Source organism: Allobosea sp. 01N443, from assembly GCF_056399325.1.
This window is the reverse complement of record NZ_JBFTRC010000129.1, coordinates 1-15750: the sequence shown is the minus strand read 5'-3', so window position 1 is coordinate 15750 and position 15750 is coordinate 1. Positions and strand designations below refer to the sequence as shown.

Annotated in this window: 16 protein-coding genes and 2 pseudogenes; 8 read left to right on the top strand and 10 right to left on the bottom strand. The window is 64.3% G+C overall.

Features of this window, described 5'->3' with window-relative positions:
* Window positions 1–255 (bottom strand): Chromate resistance protein ChrB (locus AC1DRP_RS25135; protein ID WP_476769860.1); only part of this gene is annotated, 255 nt, incomplete at its 3' end.
* Window positions 252–1349, bottom strand: a complete 1098-nt coding sequence (locus tag AC1DRP_RS25130) for a Cj0069 family protein (protein ID WP_476769859.1) — start codon at window positions 1347–1349, stop codon at window positions 252–254. The genes AC1DRP_RS25135 and AC1DRP_RS25130, both read right to left, overlap by 4 nt.
* Before the next feature lie 283 nt (window positions 1350–1632).
* Between AC1DRP_RS25130 and AC1DRP_RS25125 the strand changes: the two genes are divergently transcribed.
* The 7 genes and pseudogenes from AC1DRP_RS25125 (at window position 1633) to AC1DRP_RS25095 (ending at window position 6482) form a co-directional block, all read left to right on the top strand.
* Window positions 1633–2604 (top strand): Fe-Mn family superoxide dismutase, encoded by a 972-nt coding sequence (locus tag AC1DRP_RS25125; RefSeq protein WP_476769858.1) that lies wholly within the window; start codon window positions 1633–1635, stop codon window positions 2602–2604.
* On the top strand, window positions 2601–3071 hold the full coding sequence (locus AC1DRP_RS25120) for a chromate resistance protein ChrB domain-containing protein (protein ID WP_476769857.1): 471 nt from the start codon (window positions 2601–2603) through the stop codon (window positions 3069–3071). The genes AC1DRP_RS25125 and AC1DRP_RS25120 overlap by 4 nt, the downstream gene beginning before the upstream one ends.
* A gap of 35 nt (window positions 3072–3106) precedes the next feature.
* Complete coding sequence (locus AC1DRP_RS25115; RefSeq protein ID WP_476769856.1) at window positions 3107–3763, top strand: hypothetical protein; 657 nt, start codon at window positions 3107–3109, stop codon at window positions 3761–3763.
* A 222-nt stretch (window positions 3764–3985) separates the two neighbouring features.
* The gene (locus AC1DRP_RS25110) at window positions 3986–4738 is read left to right on the top strand and encodes a siderophore-interacting protein (protein ID WP_476769855.1); all 753 of its coding nucleotides are present in this window, start codon (window positions 3986–3988) and stop codon (window positions 4736–4738) included.
* Window positions 4739–5011: 273 nt separating this feature from the next.
* Window positions 5012–5197 carry a hypothetical protein gene (locus AC1DRP_RS25105; RefSeq protein WP_441491129.1) on the top strand — a complete coding sequence of 62 codons (186 nt, stop codon included), beginning with the start codon at window positions 5012–5014 and terminating at the stop codon, window positions 5195–5197.
* 188 nt (window positions 5198–5385) lie between these two features.
* Window positions 5386–5758, top strand: a pseudogene (locus AC1DRP_RS25100) (RidA family protein).
* Between the two features lie 43 nt (window positions 5759–5801).
* Window positions 5802–6482: an antibiotic biosynthesis monooxygenase family protein gene (locus AC1DRP_RS25095; RefSeq protein ID WP_476769854.1), complete on the top strand. Its 681-nt coding sequence runs from the start codon at window positions 5802–5804 to the stop codon at window positions 6480–6482.
* An 88-nt stretch (window positions 6483–6570) separates the two neighbouring features.
* On the opposite strand, the gene AC1DRP_RS25090 is transcribed toward AC1DRP_RS25095, so the two are convergent.
* A complete protein-coding gene (locus AC1DRP_RS25090) occupies window positions 6571–7188 on the bottom strand; it encodes an NUDIX domain-containing protein (protein ID WP_441506711.1) in 618 nt (205 codons plus the stop codon).
* 72 nt (window positions 7189–7260) lie between these two features.
* Window positions 7261–7921 (bottom strand): annotated as a pseudogene (locus AC1DRP_RS25085) (DUF2239 family protein).
* 126 nt (window positions 7922–8047) lie between these two features.
* On the opposite strand from AC1DRP_RS25085, the gene AC1DRP_RS25080 reads away from it, so the two are divergent.
* Window positions 8048–8383: a GIY-YIG nuclease family protein gene (locus AC1DRP_RS25080; protein WP_476769853.1), complete on the top strand. Its 336-nt coding sequence runs from the start codon at window positions 8048–8050 to the stop codon at window positions 8381–8383.
* A gap of 47 nt (window positions 8384–8430) precedes the next feature.
* Here AC1DRP_RS25080 and AC1DRP_RS25075 read toward each other — a convergent pair whose 3' ends face one another.
* The 6 genes from AC1DRP_RS25075 to AC1DRP_RS25050 all read right to left on the bottom strand — a co-directional run bounded on the left by AC1DRP_RS25075 (window position 8431) and on the right by AC1DRP_RS25050 (window position 15598).
* Window positions 8431–9549, bottom strand: coding sequence for a response regulator (locus AC1DRP_RS25075; RefSeq protein ID WP_441506713.1), 1119 nt, complete (start codon window positions 9547–9549; stop codon window positions 8431–8433).
* An 8-nt stretch (window positions 9550–9557) separates the two neighbouring features.
* Window positions 9558–10124: a chemotaxis protein CheB gene (locus AC1DRP_RS25070; RefSeq protein WP_441506714.1), complete on the bottom strand. Its 567-nt coding sequence runs from the start codon at window positions 10122–10124 to the stop codon at window positions 9558–9560.
* Complete coding sequence (locus AC1DRP_RS25065; protein WP_441506715.1) at window positions 10121–10960, bottom strand: CheR family methyltransferase; 840 nt, start codon at window positions 10958–10960, stop codon at window positions 10121–10123. The genes AC1DRP_RS25070 and AC1DRP_RS25065 overlap by 4 nt, the downstream gene beginning before the upstream one ends.
* On the bottom strand, window positions 10957–14391 hold the full coding sequence (locus AC1DRP_RS25060) for a response regulator (protein ID WP_476769852.1): 3435 nt from the start codon (window positions 14389–14391) through the stop codon (window positions 10957–10959). The genes AC1DRP_RS25065 and AC1DRP_RS25060 overlap by 4 nt, the downstream gene beginning before the upstream one ends.
* A gap of 256 nt (window positions 14392–14647) precedes the next feature.
* Window positions 14648–15001 carry a response regulator gene (locus tag AC1DRP_RS25055; RefSeq protein ID WP_441506717.1) on the bottom strand — a complete coding sequence of 118 codons (354 nt, stop codon included), beginning with the start codon at window positions 14999–15001 and terminating at the stop codon, window positions 14648–14650.
* A 198-nt stretch (window positions 15002–15199) separates the two neighbouring features.
* Complete coding sequence (locus AC1DRP_RS25050; RefSeq protein WP_441506718.1) at window positions 15200–15598, bottom strand: DUF1236 domain-containing protein; 399 nt, start codon at window positions 15596–15598, stop codon at window positions 15200–15202.
* Between the last annotated feature and the right edge of the window lie 152 nt (window positions 15599–15750).

The following is a 15750-nucleotide window of genomic DNA, read 5'->3' as shown; positions in this document are numbered from 1 at the left end:
CGACAGGCCATCGATGAGGCGCGCCTCGCACACCATCGCTTCGCCGCCGCCGTCGATGATCTCCTTCAAGAGCCACTCGAAATCCTCCTGCGTCTCGGCATCGGCCGGCAGCGCATAGACTGTGCTCTTGACCGCAACCGCACCGATACCTTGCAGCCGCCGCCAGATTTTCACCCGAAAATAGGCTGGCTTGGTCGGCAGTTGATGGATCAGAAGCAGCCAGCGCTGCTCTGTCCCGGTTTCGTCGCCGCTCATGAATTCACCGTCAGCGCAGCTCCTGGGCTCTGCCGGACGCTCGGGTTGGAGCTGATCGATAATCGCGCAGCAACGAGGCGGGCAATTTCAGCCGGTGCCTGGTCCGGGATGGCGAAGACGGAGCTCACATTGATCTCGCACAGCACATAGCTGTCTTCTCCCGACGCCGTGCGCGGTCCATAGAGGAAGTCGGCATCCCAGATGATCGGCAAGGAACCGGGCTCGATACCGAGCACCGCCATCATCTGCGGCGTCCAGTCAGCTTCCATCCTGATCCTCAGCGTCTGAAACGGCTCTGCCGAGGCGGGATGCATGATCCGGGGACCTGGCTGTGCCGCTTCTGAGTCCGCTCCTTCGGGCGGTGGTGGGATCAGCGCCTTGATGAACTGGTGGCCGAAGCCCACGACCTTGTCGCCACCCATGTAGCAACGGATCATGCCGTCCGGCAGCCGGGGCTGGAACGGCTGATCCACGATGCAGCCATCGGGCGCGAAATAGGCCTCGCAACGCGCCATGAAGTCCTCCAACGGGAGTTCTTCCGGCACGCTGCCGCGTCGCGCATGCAACACCCGAACCGCCGCCGCTCCACCGGGAAGCGGATCGATCCGTTCGACCTTCCACACACCCTGGCCCCCGTTGCCGCGATTCTGCTTCAGCACCCGCGGACCGGCCGTTTGCAGCTGCTCAGGGAATGCCTCGCGAAACGCCGCGTAGGATCCGTAGAGATGGGTGTCGGTGCCCCATCCGAGATGCTTCGTGCGATGCAGGACCTGCTTCACACCCATTTTGAGAATGACGTCGGGATGCGCACTCACCCAGGGGCCGCGTGTTGCGACGTCGCGCAGTATCGGGTCGAGCACTGCGCGTGTCCTCCCGTCATGGATCGGATCGACCCAAACGAGCACGCCGTCCACCCTCAGGAGTTGATCGCGGACCTCGTCCGCGAACTCCTCATCGAAGACCGCCGGTTCCGCGTGAATGCCAATCGCGGCGAGTTCCTCGAACACGCGATGAAAGCGGTTGTTCTGGGGTGTCGCCGCGCGTCGCCCCTCGCGGTCACCGCGCCAGACCACTGCCACTCCAGGCATCGCCATTTTCCCTCTCGTTTCCTCCGGGGCACACGTCCTCTGGGGACGCTTCAAGCTTGTCCGCGCTTGGCCGCGACCGCTCCGATGCCTTCTGCTGACGCCGGGTTTCCTCGGGAAACGGCCGCCGGCAGATGAATCAGGCCAACCAGCAATGCTCTGCCCCAGACTCCTCATCATTCATGAGCGTACCGTATCATCGAAATTATCAAGTGCAACAGTTGTATCAATTTTCATACAGGCGTAGCCTTCGGCCTCTCACGGACGCGCCGTGCTGCCGAACGAGGACGCCATGCCGCATCACATCATGCCGCTGCCATTCAAGCCGCCCCGGCTCGAAGGCCTGTCCGAGCGCCTGCTCGCGAGCCACTATGAGAACAACTATGGCGGCGCGGTTCGCCGCCTGAATGCGATCGAGAGCCGGCTTGATGCGCTCGATTGGGGCGCAGCGCCGGTCTTCGACATCAATGGGTTGAAGCGGGAGGAGTTGGTCGCCGCCAACTCGGCGATCCTGCACGAGATCTATTTCGACGGACTCGGAGGTTCGGGCGATGCCGGCGGTGGTCTTGCCACTGCGCTGGAACGCGACTTCGGAAGCGTCAGCGCGTGGCGGGCCCAGTTCACGGCCTGCGCCAAGGCACAGGCCGGCGGCTCGGGCTGGACTCTGCTCACCTGGTCGGAACGCCATGATCGGCTGACGATCCAATGGGCGGCTGACCACACGAACTGTCTTGCCGGCGGCGTGCCCATCCTGGCGCTCGACATGTACGAGCACGCCTATCACCTCGATTTCGGCGCGAGGGCCGGCGCCTATGTCGACGCATTCATGAAGAACATCCATTGGGAGCGGGTCGCTGCCCGTCATGGGCGCATCGTCGCCCAACAGGGGGGCTGGGCGAGGCCGGTCTCAACCAACGCTCATGCCGTCGCTCCGGAAGATCTGCGGGGCCGCATCGCCCGCGGCGACGATCTTGTCGTGCTCGACGTCTGCCTCGCCGAGGATCTGGCGAAGCGCAGCGACATGGTGCCAGGCGCTCTGATCCGGRCACCAGAGGCGATTGCCGACTGGGCCGACGAGCTGCCGAAGGACAMGCCGGTGGTCGTCTATTGCGTCTACGGGTTCCAGGTCAGTGGCGACGCCGTCGCCGAACTGCGACGGCGCGGCATCGACGCCAGCACTCTCTCCGGTGGCATCGCCGCATGGCACGCCATTGGCGCGCCCACCGTTGCTCTCACGCTCAACCAGAAGGAGATGAGGTCATGAAATGGGTCACTCGCGAACGCCCCGTCATCGACCGGATTGCCTGCCCCTGGCTGATCGCCCGCTTCATCGACAAGGAGTCAGAATTCTTGTTCGTGGCTCCCGATCAAGTGAAGAGCGTGGCCGCCCAGACGGGCGCAACGCCCTATGATGTGCCGGGTGTGGAATACACGCATGTCGGCGACGGGTGCAGCTTCGACACCTTCGTCTTGAAGCACGGCCTCGATCGCGATCCGGCCATCGTGACGATAGCCGCGATCGTGCGCGGCGCGGATACCGATCGGCACGATCTCACCCCTCAATCCGCGGGGTTGCTGGCGATCTCCATGGGATTACGGGACGTGACGCCCGACGACCATGAAGTGCTCAAGCACGGCTTCGTCATCTATGACGCGCTCTATGCCTGGGCTTCGCGTCGGAAGGCGGAAACGCATAGTTGGCCGCCGCCGATGAAGCCGACGGCAGCATAGCGCGCGCAAGGGGGGTATTGGGAAGGAGCCCTCCCATGAGGTCCTATCGCAGTCTGGTGCTCGCCATTCCGCTCGCGATGGCATCGGCTCAAGGCTCGGCGGAAACGATCACCTTCGGATCCCTGCCGCCGGGACCCTTGCCTGCGCAGTTCACATCGGCCCGGACGGGGGGAGGAGCGACCGGCACTTGGGCGGTCGTGATGGACGCTTCCGCCGAGGGCGACCGAGCTCTGGCGCAACTCAGCCAGGACAAGACGGACTATCGTTTCCCACTCGCCATCTACATGCCCGTTGTCCTTGGGGATGTCGAAGTCGCGATCCGTTTCCGGGCTATATCCGGTGCGGTCGATCGGGCGGCCGGCATCGCAGTCCGGCTCCGCGATGCCGATAACTACTATGTCGCCCGTGCGAACGCCCTGGAGCACAATGTGCGCTTCTACCGGGTCTGGAATGGCCGGCGCGAGGAGTTGCGCGGTGCGACGGTCAAGGTCTCGTCTTCGAACTGGCACAGCCTGACCCTGCATGCCGAGGGCAACCGCTTCCAGGTTTCGTTCGATGGAAAGCAACTGATCGACATTCGCGACGGTTCGATCAGTGCGCCGGGGCGCGTTGCGCTTTGGACAAAGGCCGACAGCGTGACGCATTTCGATCGGCTCGAGATCAAGCCCATCTTGACTGGGGCCAAGCCATGAGCGTCGTGGCTCCCCGACTGTCGGCGACGGCATAGGTCATGGCAATGCGGGGTCCGCAGGCGCCGCCAGGCATAGCGGCAGGGCTGCCGGACCAAGGCTCCATAACCATGTTGGTTTAGAGATAGTCTAAATAAATCAAAGACTAAGCCGCTTGCGAGCTGCGTCTCCCTGTGGAAGAAGCGCCGGTGCTGGTTGTCCGATGCGCCGGGGTGAGTTGAATCCATGACGGAAAATCCGTTCCACGAGGCGACGCTGGTCGCGCGCCGCTACCTGACGCCTGGCATGATCAGGCTGACCTTTTCCGGCGGCGGCCTGACGCGCTTTCGCTCGACCGGGATCCCGGATGAATATATCCGCCTGTTCTTCCCCGATCCCGGCACCGGCGAACTCGTCCTGCCGACGATCGATGCCGAGGGGCGCTGGGTCTTCCCGGAAGAGCGCCAGCGCGTCCGCTATTCCACCTATACTGTCCGGAGCTTCGATAGCGCGCGCTGCGAACTCGAGATCGACCTCGTGGTTCATGATGGCGGCAAGGCCAGCGACTGGGCTCGCGATGCCGAGATCGGCGAGCGGATCGTGATCAACAATCCGCGCGGGCTCTATGCCCGGCCGGACGCGCTGGACCGGCAGATCCTGATCGCGGATGCCACCGGCCTGCCGGCGGTCGCGCGGATTCTCGAACAGACGCCGGAGCATGTCGCGAGCCGGGTCTTCATCGAGGTGGCGGATGAAACCCACGAGCAGCCCTTGCCGGACCATCCCCTGGCGACAACGACCTGGTTCCATTGTCCCGATGGCGACACGGATCGCAGCCGCCTCACCGACCTGCTGGCCTCGGAGCCGCTCGACGACGGACGGACCTATCTCTGGGCTGCGGCCGAGAAAACCGTCGTCAGGACATTGCGCGCCCAGTCCGAGGAGCTGAAACAATCGGGCGCCGAGCGCCAGAAAATCGTGGCCTATTGGGCGCGCTGAGCAGCGGCTGGAGCAGTGGATTGCGGTTTTCGGGAGGGCCGATGATCCAGCATTGAAGCGGGCCTTGCGGTGCCGGGACGATCGAGCGCTCGCGATGATCTCGTGAGCGGTGGGCGGACGCCAGCCCTGTCCGATGAGTATCGGGTCGATTGGGAGGTGACGCCGGCCCGATGACGCGCTCGACCGGCCAATCTCTTTGCCGCGAGGAGTCCGTTTACGAGGAACCTCCAGCTCTCCCGGCGGTTCTCCGGCGAGAAGCAACAGGAGGTCGTCATGCGTGATGGACGCGGAAACAAGCTGTCGCCGGAAGAACAACAGAAAGTGAAGTCGATCCAGGGCGCGCCGGACAAGGATTCCCTGAACAAAGTCTCGATCAATCCAGAGGTCAGGGATACGGGGTCTGCCGACAAACCGGATCCTAAGCCGGGCGAGAAGACTGCCATTGGCGGCGCCGAATAGATGCGCTCCTTCTTCTGTGTCGCATGCCACTCCGATGCGACGCGCGAGGAAGCCGCAACGCATCGGCCGCGACCGTAGCGCTGCTGAATGACGGCCGCAGTCGCCTGGGAGTAGAGATAGGGGGTGCCCGGCGCCTCCTATGCCCGCCGCGGCGCTTTCGATCGGATAGCGCAACGGGAGTGGCGGCCGTGAAGAGACAGATCATCCGTGTCGAGCCGCTCGCGAGCTATCTTGAAAGGTACAAGGCGCCGACATCGACGGTCACCAGGCACGGCGATACGATCTATGTATCCGGCGCGCCGCCATTCGATCCGGAGACAGGCGAGATCTATACGGGCGGGATCGAGCGCCAGACGGAAGCTCTGCGTCGAGAAGGCGGGCTCCTCCCTCGACGACGTCCTGAAGGTCAATGTCTACGTCACCTCGGTCGAGATGTTCCCCGCGGTCAACGAGGTCTATCGCCGCTTCTTCCCCGGGGATCCGCCAGCCCGCATCTTCATCAACGTCCCGGCCTGGAATGGCGGCTTCGATATCGAGATGGATTGCATCGCCGCCGTGTGATGCGAGGAGCGCGGTCCCAGGAGCGGGGTCCCAGGAGAAGCCGATGTTCTCTGTGATCTTCGAAGTGCATCCGGCGCCGGAGCAATGGGATGCCTATCTCGGCGTGGCCAGATCGCTGCGGCCCGAACTGGAGGCGGTGGACGGGTTCGTCGACAATATCCGCTATCGCAGCATGACCCGCGAGGGCTGGCTGCTCTCGCTCTCGGGCTGGCGTGACGAGAAGGCAGTGGTCCGCTGGCGCACGACGATGCGCCACCACTTCGCGCAGGAGAAGGGTCGGTCCGGCATCTTCCTCGACTACCACCTGCGTGTCGGCGAGATCACGCGGGACACGCAGATCCCGGAAGGCCAGACGCTTCGGCAGCAGCGCCTCGACGAGACGCAAGCCGGCGAGGGGACGACCGTTACGCTGGTGACGGGCCCCAGGCCGGGGAATTGCGGCGAGGGGGCCGGCGCGGCCGAGTGCGCGGCGTCTCTCGGCCTGCTCCCGCAAGCCGATGGCCTGCTGTCATGGGATGTGTTCGACGCGGTGCTGACGCCGGGAGACCTGATCCTGCTGCTGTCCTGGCACGACGAGGTGGCGGCGAAGCGCTTTGAGGACCAGGCATTGCGCGGAGCACAGAGGCTGCGCCATGTGCGTGTCGTGCGCGACTACGGCATGTTCGACAGGCGCGAGGCCCCGCAATACTATCCCGAGGTCGATGCTCGGCAGCGTGGCGGATAGGACGCCGCGCCATGTCGCGACTTCGGCTGCTCGCAGCCACGGCACGGCAGGCTGCGTCCCCCGGCGGATGGCGCCTCGGCGCCCGGGGTCAGAGCAGCCCCTTCAGGCGGCAGAGGCCAAGGGCTGCGATGCTCATCGCGTCCTTGATCCGGCCATCCCCTACCATGGCGATGACGGCTTCAAGGGCAAAGGCCTGGCTGATCAGCCCCTGCTCCTCGGGATCGAGCTTCGTTTCCGTCGCCTGCAGATCGCGCGCGATGAAGATGTGGCAGCCTTGCGTCGAATAGCCGTAACACTCGAAGAGATGCCCGACATAGTGCATCTCCCTGGCCAGGAGGCCGGTCTCCTCCTCGAGTTCGCCGCGCGCCAGATCGAGAGGATCGGCCGTGGCGACGCCCTCCCAGGAGCCTTGCGGGAATTCCCAGAACCGGCCCTTCACCGGGTATCGGTACTGTTCGACAAGGCAGAGCGAGCCATCGGCATTGACGGGGATGACCAGTGCGAAGTCGCTCTTCTCGACGACGCCATAGATGCCCGTGGAGCCGTCGCTGCGTTGGATCTTGTCTTCCCTGACGGTCATCCACCGGTTCTGGTAGACAACGCGGGTTGAAAGCGCCGTGATCTCGCAAACCGGGCTCTCCATTTCGATCTCCTCCGACATACCCGCCACTGCCTCATCCCCACGCGCCAGCCTCAGCGACGCCATCTCCCTATATCCCTGCCGCGACAGCCAGTCGCGAAATCGCCTGATCAGGCACGCCCCGCCTCCTGGCTGGGTTCAAGATGGGGTTGCATCGCCAGGCGCCTCTTGTTGCGGCCTCGCAGTTCCGGTCTTCATCAGGCTTTCCGCATAGGAGCGGATATCCGGTGGCCAGGCCCGGTTCTGCTCGGCAAAGCGCGCGTGATCCCCGGCGAACAGGGCGCGCGTCGCCTCCTCGAAACCCGGAAGGTCGCCGGCCATTGCCGCGATGAAGCTGTAGGTCGCCGTCTGCGCGGCGCGGGCTTCGCTTCGGCCGCCATCGCCGCGTCTCGCGTCGTCCACAAGCCTGCGCAAGGCCTGCGACGCGCCGCCGGGCTGCATCGCCAGCCAGTCCCAGTGCCGGGGGCAGTAATGTCACCTCCCGGGCGACGACGCCGAGTTTCGGCCGGCCGCGGCCCCGCTCCGGCGTCCCGTCGCTCGCCTCGGACCGGGGGACCGCTCGCGCGGCGCGATCCGCCGCCTCGGCGCGCTCAGCCAGGCGCGCCACGATCTCCGCGGTTTCGCCGCGCAGATTGAGGCCGACCACKGCGCCGGTCGCATCGTCGAAGGTGAGAAAGGCCGAAGCGGGATCGGCTTCCATCGCCGCCTTCACGGCCAGCGCGACATCGATCAGCGGGCCAGCGGCGATGCGGCTCGTTCCCTGGAAGGCGGTGCAGGACTTGGACAGAAAATCACTGATGACGGGCTCTCTGATGATGAGTTTATATTACCCGGGTAAATATCTTGATGAAAATATAATCCGGGTATAAATTGTGCCGATGGCCAGGCGATAGCCGGAGAGCTGGCGCAACGGGGAGAGTGGGTCGTGAAATCTGAGGAGCGGAAAGCAGCCGTCGCGGCCTATAAGCTGCGCAAGGCGGTTCCCGGCATCTATGTCGTGGCCTGCGCGACAACCGGCCAGCAATGGGCGGGCAGCGCGCCAGATCTCGCCACGATCTGGAACCGCCTGTCGTTAACGCTTCGCCAGGGCGCCAACACGCATCGCTCCCTCCAGGCGGCATGGCGGGAGCACGGCGCCGACAGCTTCACCTTCGAGATCGTCGAGCGGGTGGATATCGAGAAACTTGTCTCCGGCCTGGATCGTGTTCTGAAGGATCGGCTGGGCCATTGGTCCGAGACGCTTCAGGCCGAGCCAATCTGAAAGCGATCCGCGCTGCGCCCCGGACGATCGGTTCGGCGTCTGGGGCCTCAGCTCGCGAGCTTGGCCAGCGGAATTCGCAGGGAAAGGGAAAGCCCATCGTCTTTCCACTCTCGCGAAATCACCCCGCTCATGCCCCTCAGCAGTGCCTTTTCAAGCGTTGCTCCGAAGCCCTCGTGCAACCCGGATCTGGCCTGGGGAGAGGCTCCGCACTCGTCCCATTTCACATGGAGAAGGCCGTCGGTGGCGCTGATATCGATGGTCAATCGCCCCCCAGGGGTGGACAGGGCGCCATATTTCGCGGCGTTCGTCGTCAACTCGTGCAGCAATAGGGCCAGCGACGACAATACATTACCGGAGAGCTCCACGTCGGCACCGGTCACCGTGATGCGCGAGTCCTGACTGTGCTCGTGAGGCGCCAGGATCGCCCGCGTCAGGGCGAGAACCGTCGTCCCGGCTTCGCAGACGCCATTCTGGCTCAGGTCGGGCAGGGTGAGGTCGTGGGCACGACCGAGCGCCTGCAGTCGCGATGTCAGATCGGCGGCGAGCTCCTGGACGTTCCTGGACGATCTCGCACTGAGGGAGATCAGTCCTGCCGTCAGGCTGAAGAGATTCTTGATGCGGTGATTGACCTCGCGCAGAAGCACGTCCTGCTGCGCCCGCGCATGCTCATGCAGGCTGATATCCTGCGTCAGGGTGAGCAGGAACGCGTCCTTGCGATGCCCGGCCTCTTCTAGGGCCTTGGCCTGCGCCGCCAGTTCGTCTCGCTGTACCGCGATCTGTTGCCGCTGCCGGTACAGTTCGAAGAAGACCTCGGCCTTGCTGCGCAGGATGTCGGGCTCGATCGGTTTTTGGATGAAATCGACCGCGCCGGCCTCGTAGCCGCGAAAGCGGCGGCGACCATCGGCGGTGCCGGCGGTGACGAAGATGATCGGGATGCGTCGGGTTCGCTCGTTGCCGCGCATCAGTTCGGCCAGTTCGAAACCATTCAGGCCCGGCATCTGGACGTCCACGAGTGCCAACGCGACGTCGTTCTCGAGCAGCAGTTCAAGCGCCTCGTCGCCCGACCGCGCCTTCAGCAGCACGAGGCCTTCGCGCCGCAAAAGGCCTTCCAGGGAGACGAGGTTGTCCTCGAGGTCGTCGACCAGCAGGAATGAGACAGGACCCATGATCGAACTCAAATCTCCTGTAAATGCGCCGCGATGGCGTCGAGTGTCATGATGTGTGCGCTGGGGCAGGCTGCGATGGCCGCTTCGGGCATCGCAGCTGCAAAGGCGCCGGTCGGGTTTTGAACGAGCGCGGTGCCGCCCGCTTTGACAATGGCCTGCATCCCGTTCGCACCATCCTGATTGGCGCCAGTCAGTACGATGGCGATCAGGGCAGGGCCGTAGGCATCGGCCGCGCTTTCGAACAGGACATCGATCGAGGGGCGCGAAAACAGCACGGGTTCGTCGCTGGACAGCGACAGGCACCGATCCATCTCGACCAGGAGATGGTAGTCGGGCGGGGCGAAATAGATCGTGCCGGCCGCGATCGGTTCCTTGTCTTCGGCCTCGCGAACAGGAATCCGGCACTTGGCGTCGAACAGCTCGGCCAGCATGCTGCGCCGGTTCGGCGGCACATGGACGACCACGATCACCGGCAATCGAAATCCGGCAGGCAGCGCGGGAAGGATCACGGACAGCGCCTCCAGCGCCCCTGCGGAGGCGCCGATCACCACGGCCTCGGCTCGGTCCGCGCTCATTCGCCGCGCCTCTGATAGATCTTGTCCTCGCGTACGAAATCCGTGAAGGCCCCCGCATGCTCGGAGAAGCGCAGGCTCTCCTTGGCGCCGAGCCCGAGGAAGCCCTTTCGTGCGAGCGAGTCCTTGAACAGGCCCAGCGCCCGGTCCTGGAAGGTGCGATCGAAATAGATCAGGACGTTACGGCACGAGATCAGCTGCATCTCGGCGAAGACCGCGTCCGTCACCAGGCTATGGTCGGAAAACACGACATTGCGGCGCAGACTCTTGTCGAACGAAACCCTGCCATAGGCGGCATGATAATAGTCGGACAGGGATGATTTTCCCCCGGACTGGCGATGATTTTCAGTGAACAGCGGCACCCGCTCCATGGCGAAGACGCCAGCCTCGGCCGAACGGAGCGCCTCCTGGTTGATGTCGGTGGCATAGAACAGCGTGCGGTCCTCCAGGCCTTCTTCCCGGAACAGGATGACCAGGGAATAGAGCTCCTCGCCGCCGCTGCAGCCGGCGATCCAGACCTTGAGCGAGGGATAGGTCCGCAGATGCGGCACGACCTTTTCCCGGATCGCGCGAAAATAGGTCGGATCGCGGAACATCTCGCTGACCTGAACCGTCAGGTATCCGAGAAGCCGCGGCAGAACGGCCGCGTCATGCAGCAGGCTCTCCTGCAACGCCGAAAAACTGGCGAAGCCGAGCTGGTCCCGCGCCTGCTTGAGGCGGCGCTTGATCGAAGCCATCGCGTAATTGCGGAAATCATAATGATACCGCGAGTATAGCGCCTCGAGGAGAAGTCGTATCTCAATCGCTTCGATCGCCTCGGATGCGAGCGCCTCCTTCATCGCGGCATCCAGACCCGCACGAGCGACAGGAGCTTTTCGACATCCAGGGGCTTGGCCATGTAGTCATTGGCCCCTGCCTCGATGCAGCGCTGCTGATCGTCGGGCATGGCCTTTGCCGTCAGCGCGATGACCGGCAGCTTGACCAGGTCCGGGTTCCTGCGGATCTCGCGCGTGGCGGTGAGCCCGTCCATGACCGGCATCATCACGTCCATGAGGACGAGCTCGATCCTGGGGCCGGATTGCTTCTCGGATCGTTCGAGCGCCTCCAGGGCCTCGCGGCCGTTGCGGGCGATCTCGACGATCGCCCCCCGGGGTTCGAGGATGTTGGTCAGCGCATAGACGTTGCGCACGTCGTCCTCGACGACAAGGATGCGCCGCCCCTCGAGCAGGGCATCCCTGCTTCGCGCCTTGCGGATCATCTTCTGCTGCTCGGCCGGCAGTTGGGAGACCACCTGGTGAAGGAAGAGGCTGACCTCGTCGAGCAGGCGCTCGGGCGATTTCGCACCCTTGATGATGATCGATTTCGAGTAGCGGCGGAGCCGCTGCTCGTCATCCGCCGAGAGGTCCCGGCCGGTATAGACGATGACCGGTGGAAAGGCGTAGGCGCTCTCCTGGCTCAGCGTCTCCAGCAGCGAATAGCCGGACGCATCGGGCAGCGACAGGTCGAGCACCATGCAATCGAATGTCTCTTCCTTGAGGAGCTTGAGGCATTCGGCTGCGGTCCCTGCGGTCACGGTCTCGACAYCATGGGAGGTCAGCAGCTTTGCGACCGCCTCGCGTTGCACCAGGTCGTCCTCGACGATGAGGACGCGATGCACCCGCGGGGACAGCTTGTTCTCTAGCTTCTCGAAAACCTCGACCAGCTGCTCGCGCTTGACCGGCTTGAGCACATATCCGACCGCGCCCAGCGCGAGCGCGGTTTCGGCGTGATCTCCAGCCGAGACGATGTGAATCGGAATATGGCGGGTCTGGACGTCGCTCTTGAGCCGGTCCAGCACGGAAAGGCCGGACTGGTCGGGCAGGCCGACATCGAGGATGATTGCGCTCGGCATGAACTCCCGGGCCAGCCCCAGGGCCTCCGCGGCGGTTCCCGCGACCAGCGAACGGAATCCCATTTCGCGCGTGAGATCGCGCAGGATGGCGGCGAAGGAATCGTCGTCCTCGATCACGAGCAGGACGCGCTTGGCATCGGATGGCGCGTCGCGGTCGTCCTCCACCTTGTGCCTGCGTGGCTGCACCGCGGCCCGGGGCGCCTCCGCATTCACGAGCGTGGGCACGGCGCGAATGGTTTCGCGCGCCACCCGGGGGCCGACCTTCGCCGGGTCATAGATTTCGGGAATGGTGATGGTGAAGGTGCTTCCCTGTCCCTCGCGGCTCTTGAGCGTGATCGAGCCGCCGAGCAGGTGGGCGAGCTGTCGCGAGATCGAAAGGCCGAGGCCGGTGCCCCCATATTTGCGGCTGATGGTGCCATCGGCCTGATGAAACGCTTCGAAGACGCTGCGCTGCTGCTCCTCGGCGATGCCGATGCCGGTGTCCGATACGGAGAGGGCGATCTGCCCTTCGCCGGCCCGCTGGATCGAGACGCGGACCTGTCCGCGTTCCGTGAACTTGAAGGCGTTGGACAGGAGATTTTTCAGAACCTGTTCCAGCCGTTGCGGATCGGTTTCGATGCTCGCGGGGCAGTCCGCCGCCACGTCGACCAGAAAATCCAGCGTCTTGCCCTGGGCGACGGGCTGAAACAGCTGCCGAAGATTGCCGGTCAACCGCTCCAGGGAAACGGTTTCGGGCCTGATCTCCACATGGCCGGCCTCGATCTTCGAAAGATCGAGGATGTCGTTGATCAGGTTCAGCAGGTCATTGCCGGAGGACTGGATCGTCTGGGCATATTTGACCTGCTCCTCGCTCAGGTTCTCGTCGGGATTATCCGCCAGGAGCTTGGCCAGGATCAGCGATGAATTGAGCGGCGTGCGCAGCTCGTGCGACATGTTGGCAAGAAAGTCCGACTTGTAGCGGCTCGCCTGCTCCACCTCCCGCGCCTTGACCTGCATGGCCGCATTGACCTGTTCCAGATCGTCGCGCTGCGTCTCCAGCTGCTGGGTCTGCTCCTCCAGCTGCGAATTGGTCTGTTCGAGCTCGGCCTGCTGCTGCTCAAGCCGCATCTRCGACTCCTTGAGCGCCCGGCCTTGCTCCTCCAGTTCCTCGTTCGAGACGCGCAATTCCTCGCTCTGGGTCTGCAATTCCTCCGATTGGCGCTGCGTCTCCTCGAGCAGGTCCTGGAGCTCGCCGCGATACTTGGCCGAACGGACTGCGATCGCCACCGCGTTGGAGGCGAACTGCAGCAGCTTCATGACTCCGTCGTCGACCGGGCGCAGGAACCCAAGCTCGATCACGGCATTGACGGTTCCGTCGACGGTGGCGGGCAGGATGACGAGATGTTTCGGCTTGTCCTGTCCCAGGGCGGAGCCGAAGGCGAGGTAGCCGTCGGGAACCTCGCCGATCAGCATGGGCCGCTTCTCGCTCGCCGCCTGGCCCAGCAAGCCTTCCCTCAGCTTGAACTGCGTGACAATCGGGGCGTCCTCGGGAATGCCATAGGTCGCTGCGCGCCGGAAAACCGTGCGATCGACGACGAAGAGCGCTCCTGCGACTGCGCCGAGATACTGCGCCAGAAATGCGAGAATGCTGTTTCCGAGCTGCTCGGCCTGCGGATCGCCCATCATGGCGGCGGCCAGGCCGACCTGGCCTGATTGAAGCCACTCCTCCTGCCTGCGGGCGAGCGTTGCCCTGCGGACCAGAAAGCCGATGGTCAGCGTCAGGAGTAACCCGAGCAGCCCTGAAAGGAGGCCGCTCACCAGCGCGGTCTTCTGGGCGTCGGCCATTTCAACGAGGCGCTTCGCGCGCGTTTCTCCCTCTTCCTGGGAGATCGCGGCAATCTGCGAGCGGATGGCGTCCATGGCCAGTTTTCCGCGGTCCGAGCTGACGACGGCCATCGCGGCGTCGATCCCTTGGACTCGCCGCAGCTCGATCGTTTCCTTGAGTTCTGCGAGTTTGCTGCCGACCTGTCGTCTCAGCGCAGCGATCCGCGGGCCCTGTGACGGATTTTCGCGGGTTCGCTCCGAGATCTCGTCGAGCTGGGCTGGAATCGCCGATACGGCGGCATTGTAGGGGGCGAGATAGCGTTCATCGCCTGTCAGGAGGAAGACGCGCTGGCCTGTTTCGGCGTCTTGCGCCTGGGACATCAATCGCTCGAGCGCGACGATGACCTGATGGGTCTGAATGACCCGTTCGCTCCCGTTGCGCAGGGCCTGCAGATTGAGAAAGGCTACGATTCCGCTGATCAGGAAAAATGCGATCGCGCCGGCAAGGCCGAGCGCGACGACAGGCTCGAGGCCCAAAGTTCGCCTGGAGGCCCCGGGCAGGTGGCTTCGTTTCATTTATGCTCTCATCAGCCAGCAAGACCTGGCTGACCGCCATAGCGGAGCCGCCCGGTTGTCTCCATCCCGACACGATTTCGGTGGCCGCGACATATGCGGTCGCTGCCTGTGCGCGTTGTCGTCTTCCATCTCCATGCGGTTGGCTATCCCGCCCCCTGGAAAGTTGGCCTCAAAACTGGATTGCGGTTTTCGGTGCAAAGCCGGCCCTAACCCAGACGTCGCATCATCCGACCGGATACGAACCCGGTCCGGTGATCTACGCAGCAGCGCGCAACGCTGCCTCGATCTGGCTTGGCCGGAATGGCTTGGCGATGAAGCGCGCGCGCTCGGGCAATGCGCCTCGACCCGGCATCACTTGTCCGGACACCACGATGATCTCGACCGGCGGCCAGCGGTCCCTGACCGCATGTGCAAGCCGGACGCCATTCATCGAGCCGGGCATCTCGATATCGGTGATCATGATCTCGATCGCCGGATTGGCTTCGATCTGGCTGATGGCCTCGTCGGCATTTGCGGCCTCGATCGCTTCGAAGCCGGCATCCTCGACGGTATCGACGGTATCCATACGAATGAAAGTGTCATCTTCGACGACGAGAACGCATTTTCTCACGACTGGGCTCCGGCTGTTCCCAGCCACAACGCATCGGGCGCGGCTTTGTTCGCCGCGCCTTGCGATTTTTTTTCAGCCTCTCTGCGTGACTTTGAGATCGTCTCGCGGGAGGGGCTCATGGATCGGCCCCGCCCCTTGCCGGAGCGGGCCTCGGTCCAGCGGAGTCTGGGGTGTCAGGCTTCGCGACTCCGCGAAGGGTCAGTCGATCACCTGAATGATGCGGCGCGTGCGCGGCTCGACCACGACGGCGCGCTCGTTCACCACGGTGTAGCGATAGCCCGGCGCGCCATATTCGGCCGGAACCTCGCGATAGACGATGCCCTCATCCGGCAGGATCGTTCCCACCACGACCGGGCGGCCATAGCTATAGGACGGCAGGCGCTGCTCGATCACATAGGTCCGGAAGCGCGGCGAGTCGTCGATCATCGTGCCGCCGGCAGGATCGCGCCTCAGCGGAACCTCGACCGTCCCGACGCCGAGCGCCGGATCGCGGGTCGTGCCGCCGGCCGGGTCGGGAATGACCGGCCCGCTGCTCTGGGCGAAAACGGAGGCGGGCAGTACGGCGAGCGCCGCAGCGAATGCAAGTGTCTTCATCATCTGTTGGTCTCCCTGACAGTGGGGGCTTGCTGAACCAACGAGGCTGCGGCGCTGAGGTTCCGGCAAAATCGGGCCGATCCTTGGGCTGCAGGTCGCGGCTGGGCCATGCCGGCCGCGGCCCGAGGGCTGGGCCATGCCGGCCGCGGCCCGAG